The organism is Hyphomicrobium sp. DY-1 (genome assembly GCF_047497105.1).
Lineage (GTDB): Bacteria > Pseudomonadota > Alphaproteobacteria > Rhizobiales > Hyphomicrobiaceae > Hyphomicrobium_B.
In genome coordinates this window covers 2308824-2335000 of the sequence record NZ_CP134870.1, presented here as the reverse complement: position 1 = coordinate 2335000, position 26177 = coordinate 2308824, and the positions used below count along the sequence as shown (strand labels likewise).

Below are 26177 nucleotides of genomic sequence, written 5' to 3'. Positions count from 1 at the left end.
GCCGGCTGGCAGCCGAAAGCCTCGACGACGGACAACTTAAACACGACCGACATCTACAAATCGGCGGAGGCCCCCGATGAGCCGACCGACGACTTCGAAGGCGGCAAAGTCATCGTTGTTTCTGTCGGCCCCAAAGATACCTTGGCCAAAATTCTCACCAAGGCCGGCGCGCCAGAATGGGACGTTCACAGCATGATCGAGGCCGGACACAGCATTTTCTCCGAAAACGCTTTGGTTCCCGGCCAAGAAGTCCGCATCACGCTGGTTCCTTCGCTCTCCGATCCCAACAAGATGGAGCCGGCGCGGTATTCGATCTTTTCCGACGGCCACGATCATCTCGTGACCGTCAGCCGCAGCGCTGCCGGCGAATTCGTCGGCTCGTCGAAGCCGCCCTTCGACGAAGAGCTTCAGCACGCCGCCAACGGCGACGACGATCCTCAGAGCGCGACGCTCTACGCCGCCGTCTACAATGCGGCGCGCAAGCAGAATATTCCGCAGGCGACCATTCAGAAGATCTTGAGCATCAACGCCTTCGACACCGACTTCCGCCGCCGCGTCCGTCCGGGTGACACCCTCGAGATGTTTTTCGACATGAAAGACGATCAATCCCCCGATGGGCCGCCAGGCGAGTTGCTCTATACGGCGCTGTCGAGCGGCGGGACGGTCTATAAATTCTACCGCTTTCGTTCGTCAGACGGCGTGGTCGATTACTACGACGACACCGGCAACGACTCGAAAAAATTCCTCATCCGCAAGCCCGTCCGCGGTGAAGACGTGCGCCTCACGTCCGGTTTCGGCATCCGCTTCCACCCGCTGCTGAACACACGGAAGATGCACACGGGCGTCGACTGGGCCTGCGCCATCGGCACCCCCATCATCGCCGCCGGCAACGGCACGATCGAAGAGGAAGGACGCAAAGGCTACTACGGCAATTACATCCGCATCCGTCACGCCAACGGCTACCAGACGGCCTACGCACATATGAGCCGGTTCGGAAAATTCCATGTGGGCGACAAAGTCCGGCAAGGCCAAGTCATTGGCTTCGTCGGCTCGACGGGCCTGTCGACCGGCGCCCACGTGCACTTCGAGGTGCTCGTCAACAATCGCTTCGTCGATCCGATGTCGATCCAGGTGCCGCGCGAGCGCAAGCTCGAAGGCAAGGACCTCGCCGAATTCCAGAAAGAGCGCGCCCGCGTCGAAGAACTGATGCGCCTCGCCCCCGTTATGACGGCCAACAAATAGCGCCTTGCGAAACCACAGATCGCTCGCGCAGGCGAGCGAAGCTGGCTTGCCAGAGCCCGCCGCGCGTCCAATTAAACTCTATCAAAATTCTCGCCTATCGACGCGTCTAACGAACGCGAGCGCCCGCCGGGAAAATGAAAGCGGCATGCCATCGTGCGGCAGAGCGCTCGGCTAAAGACACGATGACATGGATCGCACGATAGAAATTCGCATTTCGGCATCGAATTCCCGGCGTATTTTCTCATTCGCACTTTCATGTCGCTTCCGCCGCTTGCCGGGATGCCGAAATTCCTCCAGGTCTCAGCCCGCCCTTCCCTTTTCCCAGTGAGAGGATCACGCCATGTTAGAGACAGTCACCACCAAGGACGGTGTAACCATTTACTTCAAAGATTGGGGCCCGAAAGACGCTCAGCCCATCGTGTTCCATCATGGCTGGCCGCTATCCGCCGATGACTGGGACGCGCAGATGCTGTTCTTCTTATCGAAAGGCTATCGCGTCATTGCTCACGACCGCCGCGGCCACGGCCGCTCGTCGCAGGTCAGCGAAGGCCATGACATGGACCACTACGCCGCAGACGCTGCAGCCGTCACTCAACACCTCGACCTCAGAAACGCCGTCCATATCGGCCATTCGACCGGCGGCGGCGAGGTTGCTCGCTACGTCGCGAAATACGGTGAGCCGCAAGGCCGTGTCGCCAAAGCTGTTCTCGTCAGCGCCGTTCCGCCACTGATGGTCAAAACGGACGCCAACCCCGGCGGAACGCCGATCGAAGTCTTTGACGGATTCCGCTCCGCGCTCGCTGCCAACCGCGCACAATTTTTTCTCGATGTGGCGTCAGGTCCCTTCTACGGCTTTAACCGCAGCGGCGCGAAAATCTCGCAAGCCGTGATCGAGAACTGGTGGCGCCAGGGCATGATGGGCAGCGCCAAGGCTCACTATGAAGGCATCAAGGCGTTTTCTGAAACCGATCAGACTGAAGATCTGAAGGCGATCACCGTCCCCACACTCATCCTTCAGGGCGACGATGATCAGGTTGTCCCATACGCCGATGCGAGCCTCCTGCAGGCGAAGCTGCTGAAGAACAACACGCTCAAGATCTATCCGGGCTTTCCGCACGGCATGCTGACCACACACGCCGACGTCATCAATCCGGACCTGCTCGCGTTCGTGAAGAGCTGAGCACAAGCATTGTCAGCGATCGGCAACAGGGCGTTGTCGATCGCTGCATTCATGCGGAACCATTTGTGCACGTTCTGGATTCTCATTACGTAGCGCGCGATCAAAGCCCGAATCGCAAATGATGCTATAGATTGGGAATCAATACCGTCCGCGGGGGACGACAACGAGGGAGCAGATCATGAAGACGTTTGCAGGATGTCTTGTCCTTGCCGCCGGCATCATCGTCGCGCCGGTTGCCGCCAGCGCCCATGAACGCGTAACGGACGCCGCGCTTGGGGGTCTTGCCGGTGCAGTTGTTTTCGGACCGGTCGGCCTCGTGGCAGGCGGCGTCATCGGCTACACTGCAGGCCCAAAGATCGCCTGCAAGATCGGCGCGAAACGCTGCTATCGCCATCGCGCGCGCTACCGCCGGGACCGCGCGCGCAACTAGCCGAATAATCTTCTCGAACAGATCCGGGAAAAAAGATGGGAGACTTAATTGCCGCCCGTCTTTTTCTTTGTGTCGCTCGCCAAAAACTTAATGATCAGCGCACGTTGTTTCTTGTCGGACAGGCCGCTGAAGATTGCGCCCATATTGTTGCCGGGAACGACCGCATTCGGATTGGTAATCCACTGGTCGAGATTTTGCACGTTCCAAGTGATGCCCGAGTCTTTGAGAGATTCCGAATAGTCAAAACCTGGAACGGTGCCGGCCTTGCGGCCTACGACACCATAGAGTGTGGGACCGATACGATTGTCGCCCTTATCGAAGGCGTGACATTCGCGGCAATGTCCATTGAAAGCAAGTTCGGGATCGTCATCGTCGGCATGAGCGACGACCGACGCTGTTGTGCCGACCAGACCGATACCCAAGGCTAAAGCCGAAAGAAGGATGGCGGAGTGAAGCGAGCGGGGGAGAAGCGGAATTTTTTTCATGTCCGTAAAAACTCGTCCTTGAAAGTTTCGGTTCCGGCTTGTCGCCTTACAAATTGGACAGCCCACAGCGTAATGCGAAGACTACCGGCGTTCGACAACGCCCAAGCGACAGACGACATTCAAAATAGATATGAATGAAAATTCCGGTTCCCAATTCGCACGAGTTCCACAAATCATGAAATATCGTTTAGATCATCGCCGCACGGCATCGCCCCTAGGGACACAGCGCAATTCAGTTCCGACTTCGACATTGAGGAAATCGTATCCGATGGACATCCGGCGAAACGGCTCGCGACCGAACAATCGCGGTTCCTCAGAGTACTTCACCGGCGACGTCCACATCGAACCTCTTGTGCAGGCCACGGCGCCCGCTCGTGTTGCATGCGCCATCGTCACATTCTCGCCAGGCGCCCGAACAGCATGGCACACCCATCCGCTTGGACAGACCCTTATCGTCACCGCAGGTCGCGGCTGGGTGCAGCGCGACGGCGAACCACCCGCAGACATTCATCCCGGCGATGTCGTCTGGTTTCCGCCCGGTGAGAAGCACTGGCACGGCGCCGCGGCCACCAGCAGCATGGTGCACATCGCCATTCAAGAGTCAGTGGACGGTAAAACCGTCGATTGGCTTGAACAGGTCGGCGACGATCAATATCCCCCCGGTTGAATTGCCCTTTTTAAATATTTCCGCAGAAACGGCATTTACTTTCGACAATTGAATTGACGAACAAGGAAAATTGGCACCCAAAATTAACGCTGGGATGAGACCACCCATGGGGAGATCATCGCCGCATCCTAAAGTGACAGGCGACGGGGGAAATCAGACGCGCAACCTTGGAGACACGCAGATGTCGTTTCGATTTTTTGCCTACCCATTTCTGGCGTTGATGCTCGCCGCAACCGGCGTTGCAGAGGGACAAACGAGCGACGCTGCGCAGGCCGCGTTCAAAAAGCTTGACGATTACCTGCAAAACAATCCTATGGATTTCGAGACGAAATTCAACGCCACCTCCGACGGCAACGAGCTTTATCACGGCACTGGCCATTTTATCCTTCGTCAGCCGACCGCATTGCGCGCCGACATCTCGCTCAACGCCAACACCTACGTCGTCATTTCAGACGGCACCGTGCTGACGATCTACGATCCCCAACAGAAGAAATATTCGCAGAACGCCGCTCCGGGCTCGCTTTCAGCGGCGTTCGGGTTCTTCGCCGGCGAGCTCGGCATCGACTCTCAAGTCCTCAATTTCATGGGCGTCGTGCATGACGCCGTCAGCGGCAACGACGGCACGACGATCAAGGCTGCCGGCAACGAGTCCGTCGACGGCAAGTCTTGCGACAAGTTTACGGTCACCGGAGCATCCGGAGACGACACTTGGCAGGTCTGGATGGAGCAAGGCGACAAGCCGCTTTTCTGCAAGCTCGTCTATCACAGTGTCGACGGCCCGGCGCAAACGAACATGTTCCACTGGAACGCCGCTCCGAAGATTTCACCTGACACCTTCACATTCACGGCTCCGGCCGGCAGCACGAAGGTCGATGTCGGCGATCTCAACATGGTCTCGCCGTAACGACGGCAAATCAGCGGCCGGCGCTGCGCGCCGCCGGCCGCCCTGCAAATTCAATTCCCATTCCAGTACTCACATGGCGTTGCGCAATTCGACCCGCCGGTCGAGCTGCATCAGGTCATCGCGCGAAAACTTTGAGCGGTCGATGCCCATGAATGGCTGCGTCGCGCCCTCTGGGATCAGTTTCAGCTCTCCGTCGTAGCCGCCGTTGCGCAAGTACGCCGCAACCGTATCGAGCCGCTTGCGTGACAGATCCATGTTGTATTCGGCCGTCCCGCGCTCATCCGCGTGCCCAGTGAGCGAAATGGATTTGAACTTCTTCAGCTGCACATAATCGAGCAGAAGTTTTGCTGTCTTCTCGCCGTCGGACGTCAGCGTCGCTTCGTCGAAAACGAACGTCATTGGAACAGGTATCGTCGCCGACTGCGGGTGCTCGGAACTTGCGACCTCGGGCGGCGTCGACGCCAATGCTTGAACCTCCGGCACCGCGCCGCTGTTCTGCGATGCCGGAGGAGGCGCGGTCGCCGTCGCCGTCACCGAGCTTCCAGTCTGCGCTTGCGCAGCAGCCTCCTCGCGCGCCGATGCGACGACGTTCTCGAAATTCTTAAGCAGAGCGAGCGATGGTGACGTCCCGCGCTGAGCGGCATCGCTCACGGCTGTCTGAGAGGGCAGCGCCGCCGCCGGTTTGGCGTGAGAGCCGTTATCCTCGGCCGACGTTTCGCTTGCGATCTTGAATGTGCCACTCCGCAAGCTGAACTTCGGATCGGGGCCAGCAAACTTGTGATCCGTTGCAAGCGACCAGTCGCCGTTGTCATTAGCCTTGGCTGTCGCCACCGCGACATCGCCTTCAAACACCGTGACTGAGCTACCCGGAGCGGCACGTCCCGCAAAAACCGAAGTCGCACCCGACGTCGAGACCTCGGCAAGATCAAGCTTCACGCCATCGCCGGCTGATCCTTCGATGCTCTTCTCTTTTCTGTCCGGTTCGTTGCCAGCCTGCCCCGAAGCTGACGAGCCGGCATCGGCATCGGCCTTTGATCCAGCTGCCGGAGCATTGGCGACCGAAACAGGTGCCGCCGCCTCGGAAGCCGATTTGTGAGCCTCGAAAACCTCGTCACCAGGTAACCGGAAATGGAAGACTTGCGCCAGGGCGAAAGCTCCCGCGGACAAACACAGAAAAACGATCAATAAAACCCATCGGCGCATTGCAGGCCTCTCACAACGCGAAAGCGCGCATTTTCATACTCTATTAGGGCCTTTGCAAGGATCTGACGACATTACGCGGCAATCCTTCCCTCGCCGCTTTGGCCGAGCCCTAGTAACAAACGTCGCGCATTCACCGAAGTTGGCAGGACTTCCGACAGTCACGGTGCGTTTGCTCATCCAAGACTAGGAACTATGGCTCCAACGAGGAGAGATTGATGAAACCCAAAATACGTTCCGTAGCCCTCTCATCGTTCATCACCGTCACGGCTCTTTTGTCCTCTCATATCGCCATCGCCGACAACAGCAAGAACTTCGTCTGGACGGACGGGCCGACCACACGCCTTGAGGCTCTGGCGTTGCTCGAAACACTCAATTCCGAACTTCTGAGCCACGATAGCGCCACGCTCACTCTGGATCGTTGGTGCGAAGATCACAGGCTTGCATCACCCCCGGCGCGTATCATCGCCGAGTTCGTCCACGGTGCCGAAAAGCCCCTCTCCGCCGAACAACGCCAAATACTTGGTGTCAGTCCTACGGAGCCAATCCGATATCGCCAAGTCCGTCTGAGTTGCGGAGGCCATGTGCTTTCCGAAGCGGACAACTGGTACGTGCCAAGCCGCCTCACTCCGGAGATCAATCATATGCTCGAGACGAGCGACATCGCATTCGGTCGCGCTGCGCAGTCGCTCAAGTTTCGACGGCACACACTTTCCGCAAAGCTTCTCTGGTCGCCCTTGCCCCACAATTGGGAGATGGCCGGCACCCTAACGAAACCGCACGACGGAGTTCCACTCGTTGTTCCACACCATGTGCTTCAGCACGTGGCCGTGCTGACGCTTCCCGATGGCCGACCGATCAGCCAGGTTGTCGAAACCTACACCGAGGAAGTGCTCGACTTCCCGCAACCAATCGCAAAACCCTGATCAACCTGGAACAGCTCGGAGAGAGCAATGCGAGCAAAGCATCACATTTCCTCTCTTCTGTTCGACGTGAGACTTTGCCGCGTTTTATCAAAACTTGTTTCACATCGAAACGAATGCAGCGATCACATGCACCCCCGCACGCACGGGAGATGAATCGCCGCATTCGCATCGCTGTCTAATGCCTGTCTAATCCGAGTGCGATGCGCACGCCGCGCGAAACGCCGGCTCTTGAACACGCGATGGCTCATTAGACATCGAGCTGCAAATTTCGTGCGGCTGCTCTGCGAGCAATTTAACAGCGGGGGTTGTTTCGGATTTGAAAAAAGCCCTTCCCAACGAGCAATCTGATGCGAGAGGGGACGCACCCTCGACATCGCGTCCCATTCGCCACGCAAACAACTTTCAAGCGTTGCGCTGGCTCGCCGCAACATCTGTCATCTTGGCTCACTCATATGGGCTGCGTGATCTTCAGGGCGTCTACACGCACCTCACAGGCCTGGACCTCGGATGGTCTGCAGTCGTGATGTTCTTCACAATAAGCGGCTATCTAATCAGCGCGTCTGCGCAACGGCGGTCCGCTCTAGAATTCTGGCAAGCACGTTTTTTGCGGATCTTTCCGGGTCTGATTGTCTGCACGCTGGTAACGGCGCTCGTCATATCGGCGTTTTCGACGCTGAGTTTCAGCCAATTCATCACCGACCGGCAGACGCTTCGCTACATCTTCGGTTCAGGCACATTGCTCTCGACTGAATATTCGCTTCCCGGAGCATTCCAGAATCACGCCGTCACATATGCAAACGGTTCGCTGTGGACGCTGCGATATGAGGTTGCGAGCTACTTCCTCGTTTTCGTGCTCTTCGTTTTATCATATCGGACCGGCATAATTTTCGCGGGAGCGATCATATCCACCGGCTTCGCGTGTGCTCTTGGCTATGGAGTGCCTACCGCGCTCGGTCACACGATCCCGGTGCAGGCCACCAATTTCCTCACCCTGTTCGTCCCGTTTGCCATCGGCGGGTGGTTTCAGGCGAGCAAACGAAGCGGCCCCAAACTGCTTTGGGTGGTGATCGCGATCGCGCTTGCGGCAGCGTTGATGCGCACGCCGACAAACACGATCTTTGCAGCAGCCGCGATTTCGCTGCTCACGTTGTGGCTCGCTTTCCGCCCTGCACGCGTGCTGACAAGACTGGATGCGCTTCCCGACTACTCGTACGGAATTTACATTTACGCCTATCCTATTCAGCAAATGACCATCCAGCTCCTTCCTGGTTGGCATCCCTTGGCGCAAGCGCTCGTCGCGTTTCTTGCCACCCTCGTGCCGGCTTCACTGTCATGGCACTTCATCGAGAAGCCTGCCATGGCGCTGAAGTCCATCCGGCTTTTTCCAGTCGCGAGAGATACCGTCTCATGATGTTTCCGATTCAGAAAATCTGGCGCGCTGCGCTCGTAGCCATCGCCTGCCTTTCGGCTTCGCCTGCAATTGCAGACAGCAAAGCGGCGTGGATGACCGGCGTCAACCTGTCGGGTGCGGAACTCAACGCGAAGAAGAGCCGGATAAATTTCGACTACGTTTTCCCGACGATCAAAGAGATCGAATATTTCCGCGACAAGGGTTTTCGCTATTTCCGGCTCCCGGTGCTGATGCAGAGACTGTTCCAATTCGAAGGCGGCGTTCCGGACCCGACGCCGACGGCCGACTGGAAGCAGTTTGTCGCCTTGATCGACAAGGCCGCCAACATCGACGCGATTATCATCGTCGACTTTCATCAGTTCGGCCGAACGCAATCCGGCCTCATCGGACGCGACGCGGCGGCGACGCAAGAGTTCGTCGCGGCATGGTCGGAAACCGCGAAGCGGCTCAAAGATAAGCCCAACGTTATCTTCAATCTCATGAACGAGCCGCACGAGCAGACGGCGGAGGAGTGGCTGCCGGCCGCGAACGCCGCGATTGCCGCCATCCGCCAGGCCGGCGCCAAGCAACTGCTGCTGGTGCCGGGCTCCTACTGGACCGGCGCGCATTCGTGGACCACAACCCCGAACGCGCGCGTCATGACCGGCGTCGTCGATCCGGAGAACAACTTCGCCTATGACGTTCATCAATATCTCGACTCCAACAGTTCCGGCACATCGCCGGACGCCGTCCCGGGATCGGGAAGCGAACGGCTCAAGGCCTTCACCGAATGGGCCCGTCAAAATCACGCGCGCGGCTTTCTTGGCGAGTTCGGTTTTTCGTCCGCCGAGCCAGCCCTTCGCGAAGGCGCCGCGCTGATAAAGTATATGTCCGACAACCGGGACGTCTGGATCGGATGGACGTATTGGGCGGCTGGGCCCTGGTGGGGCGATTATATGTATTCGGTCGAACCCAAGAACGGGACCGACCGCCCTCAGCTTGATGTTCTCGTGCAGGGGAACAAATAATCCGTTTCTCTGGCTGCATCGTTGGCGGACATTCACGTCTCAACTCGCGTCAATTCGACTGAACGGCATTAATCCCGAGTTCAGGATAACAGCGGGAAACTGGCGATGACGTGCGCAAAATAATCAATATCGCACGTCCCAACGGAGACTTTGCCATGATGAAGCTTTTCGCGCCTCTACTCGGTCTTGCTGCACTTATCGCCATCGATCTGTCATATGCCGCCACACCCGCTGCCGCCCTTGGTGGCTGCGGCCCGAACCGCCATCGCAGCAGCGTCACCGGCCGCTGCATCTGGGGCGGGCAAAATCAGGGATGGTGCAAACGGCATACCGGCTTTAGGGCCGTCCGCACGCCCAGCGGCAGAATGGTCTGCGTAAGACGTTAATCTGCGACCAGTTCGGATTAAGAACGTCACCATCCGGACGTGATGCCTCGCGCATCGCGTCCGAAATTTTTGACCAACGCGATCGGCGGCCGGCGAAACAGCAAACGTCCACGGCGGCCGGCTCCGCGCAGCGGAGTCGCCGTGGACGATCAAACAACGCGCAACCGGCCGGCTCCACGAAGTGGAGTCGGTTGCGCCAATCAACAAAGAGGCGGGACGGCAGGGCCTCGCGCTTTGGATATTTTGATTGGGGATGCGGACCATTGCCGCCCCACGCATACCAACTCTCTGCCTCGTCCCCGGCCCATATGTCCGGAGCCTCTCGTATGAGTGCGGATCGCTTCTGAACGATCCCTGAGTCGTCGGACCCGCCATCCGCCCCGCATCCCTTTATGCAAGAAGCGTTTCACCGCGCCGAGCACCCGATCGTGCTTGTCGCGCGGCAGACAGAGAACCCGCGGCTTGACCGTTCTCCGCGCGACCCCGCATGCTCTTCCCACTCACGTCTCGCGGCACGAGCTCATGCCCTTTGTCCTTCGTGAGAAGATGCGAGGAAGTATGCGGGAGGTTTTGAGAGCGGGGATAAGTTTTTTGCAGCGATTTCTATCGCCGTTAAAACCACACTCTCTCTGATCCGTCATCCCGGCGCAGGCCGGGATCCAGCCTAGCCAAAAACATGCGAGATGCTGAAGGAATTTACCCGACACGACCACTACAGCTGCGGCAGGCTCTTTCTGGCGCACTAGAGGATAGGTTTGAAAGTCGCCGAACGAAAACTACATATCATGACAGTTTCCTGCACCTTATTGCTGGGCAGTTCGCGGCGCGCGACGCCACCGAAAGCGATCTCACGTCGGCCGATATGAAAGTTCCCTCTCCCTGCATCGATGTCTGCAAATTCAAGCACGCCGGACATTGCATCGGCTGCGGCATGACCAAAAAGCAGAAAAAGAAATTCAATCGTCTCGACGGTCGAAAGGCAAAGCTCGCGTTCGTAGAAGCTTTGCGCCTGAGACAGATCGAGATCGGTCTCAAGACCAATTGGGAACGCGCCTATCGTCGCCGCTGCACAAAGAAGGGCATCGCGTGTCCGCTCGACCGGGTCCCATCGCTGCCCTCCAATGATCTGGACGACGGAATGTCATCCTCGGGCTTGTCCCGAGGATCCATCGATCAGCGGTCGGAGCAGCAAGATAGATCCTCGGCATAAAGCCGACGATGACACCAGGCAAAGACCTAAGTTCCTCACCGAGTGTGGCGAAGCAGCCGTCTTGAACACACGTCGACTGCTTCTTCTTATTTCAGATTAAACGCTGAATCAGCCGCGCGTTGCGAGATCGGTCAACGCCTGCTGCACAGAGCTAGACGCACGACTAGCAGTAGTGGACGGCTTATAATCTCCGTCAGCGTCTTTGACACTTGAACGGTCTGGCCCCTTCGTCAGGTAGTCGCCGTCTGCGGCGCGTGTATTTTTAGACTGCGCCGGAGATGTTTTTTGTAGAGAGTTTGCGGCCGTCGAGTTGACTGAAGTGATGTTCACGATTTTTGCTTCCTCGAAAATATGTTGTCGCGAGATTGATCACCGCCCGGCAAAGCACGCTTCAAACATTCGCTTGGCAGGAACCGACTCAACATATTTCGCCGCCGTTAGTTTTCTCTTATGCGCGAAGTGAAAAGCGCAGCTCGATTTCACTCGGCCTGTTACAGCTTTGTATGATTCACGTTGCTCGGCTCAGCGGCCGCTTTCAATCATACAAATCTGTGAGTAACGGACCACGTGACGCGTTCGAAATTCCTATGAGAGCGCCATACAATTTTGTGACTAAGGCGAGCACGTCATATAAATCGCGACACCGCGCTGCTCAGGTTGCGCTTCAGCTTTTGGCGACTGCAGCGAAGCGTCGACAATCTCCACAAGTCTCATCATGCAACGAAGAATGTGCGCATCAACGCTCTTCCCACTCACGTCTCGCGGCACGAGCTCATGCCCTTTGTCTTTCGTGAGAAGATGCGAGGAAGTATGCGGGAGGTTTCGAGAGCGGGGATAAGTTTTTTAGCAGGGATGTAGAGTGAGGTTAAAGGCCGAGACCACCGAACAAGCTGGAGAGCAAGATGGGCGATCAAGAAACGCGAGCCGCGCTCGACCGGCACTGGGCTGCGTCCGACGCCGGAGACGACGATGCTGAGGATGAGATCTATCACGACGACGTCGTGCTGGAGTATCCGCAGTCCGGCGAGCGTATCAGAGGACGGCTCGCCATCCGCACGACACGTGGACTGCTACCCAACAAGCACTTCACCATCCGGCGCGTGATCGGAAGCGGTGATCTTTGGACGACCGAGTACATCATCAGTTATGACGGCAAACCATCCTACGTCGTCAGCATCATGGAATTTCATGACGGCAAGGTCTTCCGCGAAACGCAGTACTTCGGTGATCCCTTCGCACCCTGGCCCGGCCGCGCGCAGTGGGTGGAGATGATGGGAGGCAGGGAATAGCGGAATACGGATCTGTCGCGGATGGCCGCCTGCGCGGCCATGACATCAGCAGAGTTGGTTCTCATCTCTCCAACACCGTCATCCCGGCGCAGGCCGGGATCCAACCAAGCCTACACACGCGAGATGATGACGCTTGCCTGGGTGCCGACCTCCGTCGGCATGACGAGAAGTGCTTATCGTTGTTGCGAAAATGCGAGGGATTATGTGGGAGGTTTGCGAACGGGGATAAGTTTTTTTTAGCTGCGTTTGAAAAACAGTTCGTCCAGCCAAGCCGCGGCTCTACGAATTTCTGTCAGCCCATTATCATCAGACGAAAGTTCTTTAGCTTTTTGGCGGAGACTTGCAAGGATCGAAAGCAATTTCTGTAAAGAGAAATTTTTATCCGATCATCCTTGGATTGCGTTCGCATGTTTACGCACGTCGCCCAGTGTTTTTGGCTGCTCTAAGGAACCATCGAGAATACTGGCTATGATCGATCTAGATCCCATCGAAGGCGTAGTTTTTGCTGTCATTCTGCCCTTAATTCGATCCATGAGTCTTCCGCGGGCAGAAGGGGATGCCCCTTCCTCAACCTTAACTGCACTCACAATCTCGGCCTCGGACAGCCCCGCGGATGACAGGTAATAAAATATCGGGAGCCAATGCTTATTTGAATGGCATGAATGCAAAACGTATTCAGCCGGAAACTTGACCTCAGCCTGCTCGATAAAATTCCGAAGCACATCACTATCTTTTATCGCAGTTCGGACAATCCGTTCTCGAATAAGATTCTCCGACGAGCCTTGCGCAACTTCGACATCCCCAACCAGACGCAGGGTCGCCGCACCCTCCTTCTGAACGAACTTACCCTCGCGAACTAGATGTAATTTACTCAGCAGGTCGGGGCTCATGTAAATTGGTCCAGCGCGATTATCGATGCGGCCATTTTTAAGATCCAAAACGGCCGCATCGCCGCCAAGTTCGATTACTTTTTTCGCGAGATTCGCCGCTTCATGTCGGGCACGTTGGTCGCGCGCAGCAAGCATTCGGCGAAAGTCCGCCGGATGAATTGCGCGACTTTCACCTGGATATCTGTAGTAGACTACCCCAGCTTTAAAGCTGTCTTCGTCTCTCGTTGCAATAACAGGTCCATCAAGCTCCGCGTGAACGTACACGGCTCCCATAGTAACGCCATTTAGCGCCACCTCCCCGAGTTCAAATCTCGGGCAAGGCTCCATCGCAGATTTGAATGCCTGAGCGAACTTGCTAGGATCGTTGTTCGAAAACCTATCGTCTTTCAAACCCTTTAAAAGACCCGTGTGATCCTCGACACCGAACAGCACGTAGCCTCCGCGATTATTGGCCAGCGCCGCAACAGCCCTCAACAATCTGTCATTACCGGGCCTCTGAAACGTAAGTTTGCATTCGACCTCATCCGTTTCTACGCCTCGGAGGACGTGAGAACCGTTCTCAATTTCGAAAAGCGCCTCAAGGCGTTTCGGATGAACGGCAGAAAGAGAGGCAAAATCCAACAGCGTTTCGGCTAAGTTCTGTGGGACGAAGTCTTCCCTTGTGCGCCACTCACTCAAAAACTTGTCTAGCTCTTCGTCTCCCGCAGAAATAATGTCGGGTCCATAGTCTCCCTGTTCGATGTTGGTTATTCGCCCATAATTTACAGGCCGATCAGGGTGCGTGAAATATGCTTGAATGGTTGTCTTTTCCATTCCTCGCTTCAACATTGCTTTGATCAACGAAATTTCTTGGTCAGAAATGCTTCTTCGCGCTTTCTTTGCGTCGTTTCCGACCATTGCCCAGCCTGTTCATAGATCAAAAATGAAATCTGTCGGCAGGAGCACACGTCGTCCTACCAAGTATCGCAAAGATAGAAAAAGAGGCGCTGTGCTCTAGCACAACGCCTCGAAGTTTCTCAACTATGAAAGATGATTTGATGCCGTCCCCGGCGGCCGGCTGCGCTGAGCGCAGTCGCCGGGGACAATCAATCAAGCCGCAGCTTTGATCGGCCAGCCATTGATCGTCAGCGCGCCGTCGCGCACCGAGACCGTCACCGTGTCGCCGTCCTTTACGCCGCCCGCGAGGATCTGCTCGGCGAGCGGGTCCTGCACGTTGCGCTGGATGACGCGCTTCAAAGGCCGCGCGCCATACGCCGGATCGTAGCCGCGGTTCGCAAGCCACGCCTTCGCCTGGTCATCAAGCTCGATCGTGATCTTGCGATCCGCCAACAGCTTCTGCAGACGGGAGATCTGGATATCGACGATCTTCGTCATGTCCGCGCGCTGCAAGCGGTGGAACAGGATGATGTCGTCGAGACGGTTGAGGAACTCCGGCCGGAAGCGCGAACGCACTTCGGCCATGACTTCCTCGCGCACGGCTTCCGTCTCCTCGCCTTCCTTCTGCTCGACGAGGTACTGCGCGCCGATGTTCGACGTCAGCACAATCAACGTGTTCTTGAAGTCGACCGTGCGGCCCTGACCGTCGGTCAGGCGACCATCGTCCAAGACTTGCAGCAGGACGTTGAACACATCCGGATGCGCCTTTTCGATCTCATCGAACAGGATGATCTGATACGGACGCCGCCGCACCGCTTCCGTCAGCACGCCGCCTTCCTCGTAGCCGACATAGCCCGGAGGCGCGCCGATGAGACGGGCGACCGAGTGCTTCTCCATGAACTCCGACATGTCGATGCGCACGAGCGCCGTGTCGTCGTCGAACAGATAGCCGGCGAGCGCCTTCGTCAGCTCGGTCTTGCCGACGCCGGTCGGGCCTAGGAACATGAACGAGCCGATCGGACGGTTCGGATCCTGAAGGCCTGCGCGCGCACGGCGAACGGCCGTCGAAACCGCGATGACGGCTTCCTTCTGACCGATGACGCGCTTGCCCAGCGCATCTTCCATCTTCAGAAGCTTGTCGCGTTCGCCCTCGAGCATCTTGTCGACCGGCACGCCCGTCCAGCGCGACACGACGGCCGCGATCTGATCCGGCGTGACGGCTTCTTCGACGAGCGCACCCTTGCCTTCTTGGCTTTCGACGTCCGCAAGCTTCTTCTCAAGCTCGGGGATCTTGCCGTAGCGAAGCTCACCCGCACGCGCGAGGTCGCCCTTGCGCTGCGCCTGCTCGAGTTCGTTACGCAGACCGTCGAGTGTTTCCTTCAGCTTCTGGGCCGAGCCGAGCTTTTGCTTCTCGGCCTGCCAGCGCGCCGTCATCGCCTCGGATTTCTCCTGCAGATCTGCGATGGACTTCTCGAGCCGCGCGAGACGATCCTTCGACGCGGCGTCGGTTTCCTTTTTCAAGGCTTCGCGCTCGATCATCATCTGCATGAGATCGCGGTCGATGGCGTCGAGTTCTTCCGGCTTGGAATCGACCTGCATGCGCAGCCGCGATGCCGCCTCGTCGACAAGGTCGATGGCCTTGTCAGGCAGGAATCGGTCGGTGATGTAGCGGTTCGAAAGCGTCGCCGCCGAGACGAGCGCGCTATCGGTGATGCGCACGCCATGATGCAGCTCGTACTTCTCTTTCAAGCCGCGCAGGATCGAGATCGTGTCTTCGACCGTCGGCTCGGAGACGAAGATCGGCTGGAAGCGACGAGCGAGCGCCGCGTCCTTCTCGATGTGCTTGCGATACTCATCGAGCGTGGTCGCGCCGACGCAGTGCAGCTCACCGCGCGCCAGCGCCGGCTTCAGCAGGTTGCCAGCATCCATCGAGCCTTCGGTCTTGCCGGCGCCGACGATGGTGTGCAGCTCGTCGATGAAAAGGATGATGTCGCCCTCGGCCTCGACCTCGGACAGCACGGCTTTCAAACGCTCCTCGAACTCGCCGCGATACTTCGCGCCCGCGATGAGCGCGCCCATATCGAGCGACAGAAGCTTCTTGTGCTTCAGGCTTTCGGGCACGTCGCCCTTGACGATGCGCAGTGCAAGGCCTTCCGCAATCGCCGTCTTGCCGACGCCGGGTTCACCGATCAGCACGGGATTGTTCTTCGTGCGCCGCGACAGCACCTGAATGGTGCGGCGGATTTCTTCATCGCGGCCGATGACCGGATCGAGCTTGCCGCTGCCGGCGGCTTCCGTCAGATCGCGGGCATAGCGCTTCAGCGCGTCATACGCCTGCTCGGCGTTGGCGCTGTCGGCCGTGCGGCCTTTGCGAATGTCGTTGATGGCAGCGTTGATCTTGTCGGGCGTGACGCCCGCGTCGCGCAGGATCTTGCCTGCGTCGGTCGCCGTATCGAGCGCCAAGGCGACGAGCAGCCGTTCCGCGGTGACGAACTTATCGCTCGCCTTGTCGGCCAGCTTTTCGACGGCGTCGAACACGCGCGCGAGTTCCGACGAGACGTAAACCTGTCCCGAGCCGCCCGTGACTTTGGGCTTCTTCGCGAGGTTCGCCTCGACCGCGCGCAATGCTGCGCGTGAATCTCCGCCCGCCTTCTGGATCAGCCCGCTCGCCAGACCCTCAGGGTCATCGAGCAGAATTTTCAGAAGGTGTTCGGGAGTGACTTGTTGATTGTTTTCTCTCAGTGCCAGCGATTGGGCCGATTGGATAAAGCCCTTGGCGCGGTCCGTGTAGCGTTCGAAGTTCATGTCGCGTCCTCCAGCACATTCCTCACGTCCTTAAGGCCCGGAAAGAATGCCATGCGAATTGATTTTTATCATCCAAGCGCGGCCAAAGACCCGATGGCCGGCATCCCCGCGCACCCGTACGATGCTTCGGATATAGGATCGGGCGCCGCCCGAAAAAGAGGCATCGACCACAAAATCTGAGGGATATTCGCGACATGGCCACTTCCGGGACCGCTAAGATCGAAGCCCTTTATCGCTATCCGGTTAAAGGTTTGACGCCGGAACCGCTCGAAAGCGTCGAATTGCGCCCGATGCAGACCCTGCCCTTCGACCGGGCGTACGCCATCGAGAACGGCCCCGGCCCCTTCGACCCGGCAAACCCTCAGCACCTCCAGAAGATCCACTTCGTCATGCTGATGCGGAACGAAGAATTGGCGACCGTCCGCTCGCTATTCGACGACAGCACCGAGACCCTCGTCATCTCGAAAGGCGGTGCCGAGATCGCCCGCGGCGACCTCCGCACGGAAGCGGGCCGCGCCGCCATCGAAGACGCCATCACCCGCATCGTGACCTCGGGCCTGCGCGGACGCCCCAAGGTCGTCGTCAGCCCCGGCCACAGCTTTTCCGACGTCGCACCCAAATGCGTCCACCTCGTCAACCGCCAGAGCTTAACCGCACTCGAAGGCCTGCTCGGCGCGCCCGTCGATGCCCGGCGCTTCCGCCCGAACCTCGTTCTCGACGGCTTGGAACCCTGGCAGGAACTGGACCTCGTCGGCAAAAAGTTGCGGACCGGCGGCATCACGCTCGAAGTCTTCAAGCGCACCGAGCGCTGCGCTGCGACCAACGTCGACCCCGAGACGGGCAGCCGCGATCTCAAAATCCCATCGTTTCTTTCGAAGACGCTCGGCCATACCGACTTTGGCGTCTACGCCCGAATTGTCGACGGCGGCCGCATTCGCGTCGGCGATACGCTTGAAGTAACGGATTGATGGGGCGCGGTCGCCGTAATGTTTGACGGAAGGCTGGGCGAGCTGGGGACCGAACTGCCCCAGGGCGACCTATTTTACCCCCTCATACCGAATCGGGAGCTAGCCTATGCTGGGCATTGGCTAACAGTTTACGCGGTGGAGGCAGCGGCCGTGAAGCTTGTCGATCAATTTCCGATTTTCGAACTCGGCGGCGCTTTGAAACATCTCTCTGATGTTTCGGAGCGCGATGCCAGCGACCCCTTCGTACAGCTTTTCGCTCTTTGGGCTGCAGATGCCGCGCTCTCCAAGGTTTTAAACGGTGACCAGACGCTATCGTTTTGCAGAGGCGCAGCACTCGACCTGCTACACGAGATGCAGCGACTTCAGGCCAATTTTGCCCCCTCCGCCGATGGCAAGCCTATGACCCCCTTGCCGGCATGGGAGATGACCCGAACGAAATCGAAGATTGAGATCTTCGAGCATCAACTCAGCGCAGAGTTGAAAAGAACCGCAAGTTACGCAGTCCCACTGCGAGGTATATTCAACATCGAATTGCTCGCCGAGCACGCGGATCGACACATCCACGAGACCATTCGGCACCATCTCTCGGAGTTCGCCGTATCGGAGTATCGCGAAGCCGGAAGGTGTCTTGCGTTCGGCCTTTACTCGGCCTCGGGATTTCATTCGGCACGCGCGGTCGAAGACGTCCTGAGGGTTTACTACGAGCGCTTTATTGGGCCGCCGCCAGACAAGTCGATGGGCCTTCTAGCGAGCAACTTAAATGATCTTCTCAGCAAGGCGGACGCAAAGATCCGGCCACGAGAAAACACGGTACGTCACATCAGAGACGTAACCAATTTCGATCGTAATCCGCTCATGCATCGTAATGTTAAATTGGAAGAGATCGACGCTACGACGCTTTTCAACAGCGCGTTGGGAGTGATCGTCGAGATGGTGAAGGAACTGATTTCCTTAGACGATGAAGACTTGCAAGCGCCGCTACCCCTTCACGGTGCTGCGGCGATCGATTTGGGCCTCGCGTCACCTCCGCCCCGTCGGAGATTAGCTGCTGCCTCACCAAAGCAGATCCCGGACATTTCGAAGTCGTCTACTTCGCCAAAGACGTGACGCCCGCTCAGCTTCTTAGCCAGTTTTGTCTACCCAATGCACCCTTAGATTTACTGAAACCCGTTTGAACCGCATTTGGGATGCGGCCGTCGCTCGCGTCAAACAAAAAAGAGCCCCGAAATCGAGGCTCCTTTCTAATTCGCTTTATTCGCTGTCTTCGTTCGCGGCTGGCGGCACGGCCGGAGCTTCGGCCGGCTCTTCGCGACGCGGCCGGCGAACCGGACGGCGCAGGAAGGCGGGCTGCTCCTGCTGCTCGATGGAAGCCGCAGCCTGCGGCGCTGAACGTTCTGCACGTTCCGAACGCTCAGGGCGTTCTGACCGCTCTGGCCGTTCTGACCGCTCTGACCGTTCCGCCCGCTCGGGACGTTCACGTTCAGCAGCCGGTGCCGGAGCTGATGCAGCCGACGGCTGGAAACTTCCGCCGTTTGCCGGCTCGCGCTCGGCGCCGTTCGGAGCCCCATTCGGGGCCTGATAGCGCTCGCGACGGCGGAAACCGCCTTCACCCTGATGCGATTCACCGTTGTGCTGTGGGCGCCGATCCTCACGGAAACGACCCTCGCCGCCTTGGCCGTTGCGCTGCTCGTACCGGTCACCGCGGTCGCCGCGGAACTCCTGCCGATCGTTGCGATCACCACGATCGTGGCGATTGTTGTTGAACCGCTCGTGGCGCGGCTGGCGATTGTCGTAACGGTTTTGATTATCGAAATTGCGCTGCTGCTGCGGGAAAGGCGGCTGCACATCCGGCTGGTTGCCCTGACCGGGGAGAGCCTGTTGGCCGCCGCCGAACTCGTCACCATCCTCATCGCCGAACTCGTCGCTGTCGGCGCCTTCAGGCCCGGCAAGCGAATGCGTCCGCGCGGCGCCGTTCCCCATCGGGTCCACGCCACCCTGCTGCGCCATCTGCTCGCGATAGCCCAGGATGATGCGGTTATAATGCTCGGCGTGCTGGAGATAGTTCTCAGCAAGCACCGGATCGCCCGACGACAGCGCATCGCGCGCCAGGCTGATGTACTTCTCGGCGATATGCGACGGCGTACCGCGAATCTTCACGTCGGGCCCCGAGCTCTCGAAGCTGCGCATCAGAGGATTTTGCGATTTGCGGTTATTATTATTGTTGTTGTTTCGTCCGCGACCGCGACGGTTCTGTTGACCTTGCCTCATGGGCTCCCGTTCATGCTTGTTGGTATTGCCATCTGCGCACGCCAATTTCGCGGGGCGACGCCCTGGATCCTTCGATCCAATTCAAAAAAGCTGTCTCTTAACGTCACCACAGTCCTATGGATCGTGCCCCATGGATCCGATCAAGACGGATCACACCAAGGATCGCAGCCCAAGCTCTCGCCCCCACGGCCTCGGGCAAAATCGCAGTCATCCCAATCATCACGCCAGCAAAGATACTAGAGCCGCCTCAAAGGAGCTTGCCCAGCACATATGCCGAGAAGGATAAGCCCGACACTCGCCAATCAACGGACAGAGGGGTCCGCGAAAGTTTGTGCTGATGATCTGAGATGGGAAGGCCGGCTCGGTAACCGCTCTAGCGGTATATTGGCCAGGCACATCCGATCAAACTCTTCGGCCCGGATATTACCCCGGAAACGTAATTCCGCAAATAGAAATGATCGCTTGGGTTAGAGATGTATCTCCAGCGCAACAGCGCGCGTATGGCCACCCAAATCCTGACGTCGCCCAATGGGTTGCGCCCCGGATTTTGAGAAAATGTCTTCAACCGCTTCGGCCTGTGTCGCGCCGATTTCCAGAACCATCAGGCAAGACGCCTGCAATTCCATGATATTCCGGGCGATATCACGGTAAACGCGAAGCCCGTCGTCGCCGCCATCGAGAGCCAGGACGGGATCGAAGTCCTTCACATCCGGCTCGAGACCAGCGATCTCTTCTGTGGATATATAGGGCGGATTCGAAATCACAAGGTCGAACGGCCCCGAACAACCGTCGAGACCAGTTGTCGCAACAAACTGAATTCGATCCGCAACGCCGAGGGCTTCCGCATTCCGGCGGGCGACCGCCAGAGCGGCGGGGCTGATATCCGTTGCCAGCCCGCGCGCATTCGCCAGCTCGGTCAGCAGCGTGACGATCAAAATGCCGGAGCCCGTCCCGATGTCTGCGATCGACAGCGGCGCTTCCGCCAACCCACGGCCCTTGATCAGATCGAGCGCCAGCTCGACGACGACTTCGGTATCGGGTCGCGGATCGAGAACGTCCGGCGTCACGATGAAATCCCGCCCGTAAAAAGCCCGGCGTCCGAGAATGCGCGAGACCGGTTCATGCGCTGCCCGCCGGGCTGCTGCATCGCTGAGGAGGCTAGCGGCGTCCCCAAGCGGGCGCCCCGATCCCGACAGCAATTGAGCGCCATCGAGCCCGAGCAGCCCTTGCATCAGAAAGCGCGCATCCCGCTGCGGCGTATCGAGCCCGGCCTCGATCAGCGTTCGCGTTAGGAAGCTCAACGCCTCGGCGAGGCTCATCTCGGGCCGGAAGCCGGACGCCGCCCCGTTATCGGTGCGCGCAGCCGGCATCGTCATGCTGCGCTCAATTCGGCGAGCATCGTCGCCTGATGATCGGTTATCAACGCATCGATCAGCTCGTCGAGCCCGTTGCCCGTCATCACTTCATCGAGATTGTAGAGCGTAAGGTTGATGCGATGGTCGGTAACCCGCCCCTGCGGAAAGTTGTAGGTCCGGATGCGCTGTGAGCGATCGCCCGATCCGACCTGCGATTTACGCGCATCCGAGCGTTCGGTCGCCGCGCGCTCGCGCTCCATCTCGTAGATGCGCGATTTCAGAACCGCCATCGCAAGACGCCGGTTTTGATGCTGCGATTTTTCTGCGGAAACAACGACGATTCCGGTCGGAATATGCGTCATGCGCACGGCGCTGTCCGTTTTGTTGACGTGCTGGCCACCGGCGCCGCCAGCACGCATCGTATCGATGCGGATGTCTTCGGGTCGGATGTCGACGTCGAGTTCCTCGGCCTCCGGAAGCACCGCCACCGTAGCAGCCGATGTGTGGATACGACCGCTGGCTTCCGTCGCCGGAACGCGCTGCACGCGATGCACGCCGGACTCGAACTTCAAGCGCGCGAAAACGCCCGAGCCCGTGATCGACGCGATGATTTCCTTGTAGCCGCCAAGATCGTTTTCGGACGCCGAGATGATCTCGGTCTTCCAGCCGTGCAGATCGGCATAGCGCGTGTACATGCGGAAAAGATCGGCCGCGAACAGCGCCGCTTCATCACCACCCGTTCCGGCGCGGACTTCCAGGATGGCGCTCTTTTCGTCGGCCGCGTCCTTCGGCAGCAACGCGATGCGCAGCTGTTGCTCGAGCTCCGTGATCCGCTCGGCAAGCGACGCCCGCTCCGCATAGGCGAGATCGACCATTTCCTTGTCGGCCGACGGATCGTTGATCATCTGTTCGAGATCGGCGCTCTCGGCCTCGGCTTTACGCAACGCATCGATCTGCGCGACGACCGGGCCGAGTTCGGAAAACTCTTTCGAGAGCTTCACGAATTCCGCCTGCGGGACGCCGTGGTTCATCAGATCCTGGATGGCCATATAGCGTTCGGATAGGCGGTCGAGTTTATCGCGCGGCAGAGCTGACATTGAGTCCGATGTTTTTATGAATAGCGAGCCGCGAATAAAGCGGCCGAAAGAGGTGGCGACGGCGATTGAGCCCATCGCCACGCCTCAGGCACGGGTATCTACTACGAACCGCTGCCGATCTGCAATTTATCCGCCCGGCGCGTTTCCGGATCGTCAACTTCAATATAGCGCATGCCGTCCCGGATCGGCCCGTAGTGCTGCTGCATGTAGCCGCTGACCCACTGCACGGCCACGGAAAACGGCGCCGAAATCGTCGCAAATATCGACGAATGCATCATGAGCAGCAGTAGGCCGAGTGGCAGCGAAAGGGCGTAAACGGCCCGCTGGGGACGCTCCCGGACCCGGTACAGCGCCTCCTGCGGCAGACGCCGTGCCCCGCTCGCAATGACAGATCCCGCCCGTAACAGGTTCCGGCTCGAAACCGCGAGCCCTGACCGGGCGATATCCGGCTCCCGATCGGAAATGTGCACCGGCTGCTGCGGCCTTGGCCGAGGTGGGAAGCCACCATGGTTCTGGGGCATCGAACCCTGCTGAGGGATCGAGCTTTGCTGCGGCATTGACCCCTGTAGCGGCGAATACCCATGTGGCGGTTCGTACGGCTCGTGCCGACTGTCATCGTACGGCTGCTGAGGAGCCGCATATGCCTGCGGCTGAGCCGCCGGCTGTTGGAAAAACGGCTGCTGCTGAAAATGAGACGTCGGCTCGCGGAAATGCCCGTCTGGCGTGGGCGCGGGAAGCTGATTTGCAGTCGGCGCCGCGCGGACGGAAAGCTGCGTGAACAGTGTCCCGATGGCATTCAGAACCGGCCGTCCGTTGACGCCCGCCATCGACGTATAAGTCATGATGATGGCCGACGTTTCCTGCCACTGCGGCAGATACTCAACCTGCCCCGTCTCCAGCGCTTCGACAACTTCCGGTCGAACCGCGAGATAATGAGCTGCCTGCGGCACCGTCAGCCGCAGCGCCTGCCGCAAATCGATAAAAAATCGCGCAATTAGCGCTCGGCTTTCCGCCTGAGCCTGCACCGACGCCGTTGGCACTGGTGCTTCGAAACGGCTATGCCCCTGCCGCTCGTACTCATGACTTCCAACCGAAACGTTCCGCCCAACGCTTCGACGCATACCCTCTACCCGGCAAAACGCGCCGGTCCCCGATGTTAAGGATATTGTCGGCTAAAAATCCTTATTTGTCAAAGCCTCCGTGCGTCGTTGGGGAGGAGCTGTTAACCGTCGAGCGCGACGTGTTCCGTTTCTGCGAACTGCTGCAAGGACATGCGCACGTCCTTCGCACCCTCTTTCAAAAGATCGTCGAGGAAAGCGGTCACCTTCGCTGCGTCGAGCGACAGTATCATCGACTTGATCGGGCCGATGGAGGCCGGCGCCATCGACAGCGACCGGAAACCGAGACCGATCAGCGTCAGGGCTTCGAGCGGGCTTCCTGCCATCTCGCCGCATAGCGTCACCGGCACGTTGTGTGTGCTGGCAGCCGTCATGAGCGACTTCAGCGCGCGGAGCGGTGCTGGCGCCAGCACATCGAAGCGGCTCGCCACCCGCGCATTGGTGCGGTCTGCGGCAAACAGGAACTGCATCAGATCGTTCGAGCCGACCGACACGAAATCGACCCGCGACAGAAACGCATCGAGTTCGAACAGAAGTGCAGGCACTTCGAACATCGCCCCGACGAGAATGATCTGCGGCAGGGGATGGCCGTGCTCCGTCAGAAATGCTTTCTCACGCTCGATCAGCGCACGGATAGCCCCCAGCTCATACGTCGCCGAAACCATCGGGATCATCACCCGCAGCTCACGTCCCGCCGCAGCCTTGAGCAAGGCCCGGACCTGCAGCCGGAACAATTCCGGCCGGTCGAGCGCCATGCGGATCGCCCGCCATCCCATCGACGGATTTTCTTCCTTCGGCTGACGAAGGTAGGGAAGCACCTTGTCCCCGCCGATATCGAGCGTGCGAAAGACCACGGGCTTGCCGCGGGCTTCGTCCATCACCGACTTGTAGAGCTGCGTCTGCCGGTCGAGGCGCGGAAACGACTCCGACAGCATGAACTGCAATTCGGTGCGATAGAGCCCGATGCCGTCCGCACCGGCTTCGTCCAGATGCGGCAGGTCGACGAGCAGACCCGCATTCATCATCAGCGCAATCGGCACGCCGTCTTTGGTAATCGCGGGGCGATCGCGCAGCGACTGATAGCGCTTCTGCCGGCGCGCCCGAAACCGAACTTTGTCGGAATAGGCCGAGATCACTTCGGCCGTCGGCCGCAGATGCACTTCACCCGCCACTGCATCGACGATCGCCGCATCGCCCGCCGACACGCGATCGACGATTCCCGCCGCCTGCCCGATTGCGGCAATGCCAAGCGCCTTCGCGACAACCGCCACATGGCTTTGGCTCGACCCGTCTTCGACGACGAGCCCTCTGAGCCTGCTGCGGTCGTAATCGAGCAGTTCTGCCGGTCCCATAGTTCGCGCAACAAGGATCGTATCGGGCGGCAGGCCGCCGTCATCTTCCGAACTCTTGAGCCGCCCCGCGAGCACGCGCAGCAGCCGGTCGGAAAGATCGTCGAGATCGCGCTGTCGTTCCCGCCAATAAGTATCGTGCTGGCGCAGCATGCGCGTGCGCATCGCATTCTGAACGCGTTCGACGGCCGCCTCAGCCGTCAGCCCGCCTTCGACGGCTTCGCGCAGTCGCCGGTGCCAGCCCTTGTCATGCGCGAACATGCGATAGGCTTCGAGCACATCGCGATGTTCGCCGATGTTCGACAAATGCTCGTGATCAAACATCTCGTCGATGTTCAACTGCAGCTTCTCGAGTGCGAGCGAGAGCCGCTCCAATTCGAGCGCCGGATTCTCCGCCATCAACTGCGTCACGACGATGCGGGGCTCGTGCAGCACAACATGACCGAGCGCGATACCGTCCGAGATGGGTTCGCCTTCGATGACGAGCGATTGCGAGCGCGAGGCTTCGATGGCTGCGACCGTCCCCGCCACGGCGCCCGAGACGAGATTTTCCGCGATCACCATCGCGGTCGCCTGCATCACCTCAACATCTTCGTCGGAATATTCACGCGGCGTCCGGTTCTGGATGACGAGCACGCCAAGCACCTGCCCCGACCGCGCGATCGGCACGGCGAGCAGGGAATGGTAGATCTCTTCGCCGGTTTCTGGCCGGTAAGAGAACGCCGGATGGCTCGACGCTTCCGGTTCGTTGACGGTCACGCCAAGCTCGGCCGCGCGTCCCACAAGCCCCTCGCCGCGCTTCAATCGCGTCGTATGCACCGCACTCGGATTGAGGCCTTCGGTCGCGAAAAGTTCGAGTGAGCCGTCTTGCCGCTTCAGATAGATCGAGCAAACCTCGGCAACCATGACGCCGGAAATCTGCCGCACGATACGATCGAGCTTTTCCTGGCCCTCGCCGCCATCGGCCATGATCTCGCGCAGATGGCGCATGATGACCCGAAGCGAGGTCTCGCTTGGTAAAGGTCTCGGATCGTCGCGCCGCACCATCTTGCCTTGCCCATTCGTCTCGCCGGCAAAACTCTCCGGCAAATGCACCTTAGTCACAAAGAGACGG

The 26177-nt window shown here is 59.0% G+C and carries 22 protein-coding genes (1 of these 22 only partly in view); 13 read left to right on the top strand and 9 right to left on the bottom strand.

From position 1 onward, the window contains the following. The 3 genes from RLW41_RS11085 to RLW41_RS11075 form a co-directional block, all read left to right on the top strand. A protein-coding gene (locus RLW41_RS11085) for a M23 family metallopeptidase (protein ID WP_409561804.1) crosses the window boundary here: on the top strand, positions 1-1242 show its 3' portion. The gene continues 759 nt to the left of window position 1, outside the view; 1242 of the gene's 2001 nt are visible here — the last part of the coding sequence; its start codon lies off the left edge, out of view; its stop codon occupies positions 1240-1242. Positions 1243-1582: 340 nt separating this feature from the next. Then, complete coding sequence (locus RLW41_RS11080) at positions 1583-2422, top strand: alpha/beta fold hydrolase (RefSeq protein WP_414464557.1); 840 nt, start codon at positions 1583-1585, stop codon at positions 2420-2422. 178 nt (positions 2423-2600) lie between these two features. Continuing rightward, the gene (locus tag RLW41_RS11075; protein ID WP_013950526.1) at positions 2601-2852 is read left to right on the top strand and encodes a hypothetical protein; all 252 of its coding nucleotides are present in this window, start codon (positions 2601-2603) and stop codon (positions 2850-2852) included. Positions 2853-2896: 44 nt separating this feature from the next. Here RLW41_RS11075 and RLW41_RS11070 read toward each other — a convergent pair whose 3' ends face one another. Then, complete coding sequence (locus RLW41_RS11070; RefSeq protein ID WP_414464556.1) at positions 2897-3337, bottom strand: c-type cytochrome; 441 nt, start codon at positions 3335-3337, stop codon at positions 2897-2899. A 268-nt stretch (positions 3338-3605) separates the two neighbouring features. Here RLW41_RS11070 and RLW41_RS11065 point away from each other — a divergent pair, with 268 nt between their 5' ends. Continuing rightward, positions 3606-4004 carry a cupin domain-containing protein gene (locus RLW41_RS11065; RefSeq protein WP_414464555.1) on the top strand — a complete coding sequence of 133 codons (399 nt, stop codon included), beginning with the start codon at positions 3606-3608 and terminating at the stop codon, positions 4002-4004. Between the two features lie 181 nt (positions 4005-4185). Continuing rightward, complete coding sequence (locus RLW41_RS11060) at positions 4186-4908, top strand: DUF2092 domain-containing protein (protein WP_414464554.1); 723 nt, start codon at positions 4186-4188, stop codon at positions 4906-4908. A 69-nt stretch (positions 4909-4977) separates the two neighbouring features. Here RLW41_RS11060 and RLW41_RS11055 read toward each other — a convergent pair whose 3' ends face one another. After that, positions 4978-6111: an OmpA family protein gene (locus tag RLW41_RS11055; protein ID WP_414464553.1), complete on the bottom strand. Its 1134-nt coding sequence runs from the start codon at positions 6109-6111 to the stop codon at positions 4978-4980. A gap of 215 nt (positions 6112-6326) precedes the next feature. Between RLW41_RS11055 and RLW41_RS11050 the strand changes: the two genes are divergently transcribed. The 6 genes from RLW41_RS11050 (at position 6327) to RLW41_RS11025 (ending at position 12337) form a co-directional block, all read left to right on the top strand. Next, on the top strand, positions 6327-7034 hold the full coding sequence (locus RLW41_RS11050; RefSeq protein ID WP_414464552.1) for a hypothetical protein: 708 nt from the start codon (positions 6327-6329) through the stop codon (positions 7032-7034). Positions 7035-7350: 316 nt separating this feature from the next. Then, positions 7351-8445, top strand: coding sequence for an acyltransferase family protein (locus RLW41_RS11045; RefSeq protein ID WP_414464551.1), 1095 nt, complete (start codon positions 7351-7353; stop codon positions 8443-8445). Then, complete coding sequence (locus RLW41_RS11040; RefSeq protein ID WP_414464550.1) at positions 8442-9452, top strand: glycoside hydrolase family 5 protein; 1011 nt, start codon at positions 8442-8444, stop codon at positions 9450-9452. Before RLW41_RS11045 ends, RLW41_RS11040 begins: the two co-directional genes overlap by 4 nt. Positions 9453-9607: 155 nt before the next feature. Then, a complete protein-coding gene (locus RLW41_RS11035) occupies positions 9608-9838 on the top strand; it encodes a hypothetical protein (protein ID WP_409561795.1) in 231 nt (76 codons plus the stop codon). A 931-nt stretch (positions 9839-10769) separates the two neighbouring features. Then, on the top strand, positions 10770-11048 hold the full coding sequence (locus RLW41_RS11030) for a DUF1289 domain-containing protein (RefSeq protein ID WP_414464549.1): 279 nt from the start codon (positions 10770-10772) through the stop codon (positions 11046-11048). 902 nt (positions 11049-11950) lie between these two features. Beyond that, a complete protein-coding gene (locus RLW41_RS11025; protein ID WP_414464548.1) occupies positions 11951-12337 on the top strand; it encodes a nuclear transport factor 2 family protein in 387 nt (128 codons plus the stop codon). A gap of 386 nt (positions 12338-12723) precedes the next feature. Here RLW41_RS11025 and RLW41_RS11020 read toward each other — a convergent pair whose 3' ends face one another. After that, positions 12724-14124, bottom strand: coding sequence for an ATP-binding protein (locus tag RLW41_RS11020; protein ID WP_414464547.1), 1401 nt, complete (start codon positions 14122-14124; stop codon positions 12724-12726). A 192-nt stretch (positions 14125-14316) separates the two neighbouring features. Continuing rightward, positions 14317-16908, bottom strand: a complete 2592-nt coding sequence (clpB, locus tag RLW41_RS11015) for an ATP-dependent chaperone ClpB (protein WP_414464546.1) — start codon at positions 16906-16908, stop codon at positions 14317-14319. 194 nt (positions 16909-17102) lie between these two features. On the opposite strand from clpB, the gene RLW41_RS11010 reads away from it, so the two are divergent. Both RLW41_RS11010 and RLW41_RS11005 read left to right on the top strand, forming a co-directional pair. Further along, positions 17103-17876, top strand: a complete 774-nt coding sequence (locus tag RLW41_RS11010; protein ID WP_414464545.1) for an MOSC domain-containing protein — start codon at positions 17103-17105, stop codon at positions 17874-17876. A gap of 18 nt (positions 17877-17894) precedes the next feature. Further along, positions 17895-18983 carry a hypothetical protein gene (locus tag RLW41_RS11005; protein WP_414464544.1) on the top strand — a complete coding sequence of 363 codons (1089 nt, stop codon included), beginning with the start codon at positions 17895-17897 and terminating at the stop codon, positions 18981-18983. A 144-nt stretch (positions 18984-19127) separates the two neighbouring features. Here the strand turns inward: RLW41_RS11005 and RLW41_RS11000 are convergent, their stop codons facing one another. From RLW41_RS11000 to ptsP, 5 genes are all read right to left on the bottom strand, one after another. Then, positions 19128-20144 (bottom strand): DUF4167 domain-containing protein, encoded by a 1017-nt coding sequence (locus tag RLW41_RS11000; protein WP_414464543.1) that lies wholly within the window; start codon positions 20142-20144, stop codon positions 19128-19130. Between the two features lie 467 nt (positions 20145-20611). After that, complete coding sequence (gene prmC, locus RLW41_RS10995) at positions 20612-21520, bottom strand: peptide chain release factor N(5)-glutamine methyltransferase (protein WP_414464542.1); 909 nt, start codon at positions 21518-21520, stop codon at positions 20612-20614. Continuing rightward, positions 21517-22596, bottom strand: a complete 1080-nt coding sequence (gene prfA, locus RLW41_RS10990; protein ID WP_024275095.1) for a peptide chain release factor 1 — start codon at positions 22594-22596, stop codon at positions 21517-21519. The genes prmC and prfA overlap by 4 nt, the downstream gene beginning before the upstream one ends. A 101-nt stretch (positions 22597-22697) precedes the next feature. Further along, positions 22698-23636, bottom strand: a complete 939-nt coding sequence (locus tag RLW41_RS10985) for a hypothetical protein (RefSeq protein WP_414464541.1) — start codon at positions 23634-23636, stop codon at positions 22698-22700. Between the two features lie 182 nt (positions 23637-23818). Then, the gene (gene ptsP / locus RLW41_RS10980) at positions 23819-26110 is read right to left on the bottom strand and encodes a phosphoenolpyruvate--protein phosphotransferase (RefSeq protein WP_409563326.1); all 2292 of its coding nucleotides are present in this window, start codon (positions 26108-26110) and stop codon (positions 23819-23821) included. Between the last annotated feature and the right edge of the window lie 67 nt (positions 26111-26177).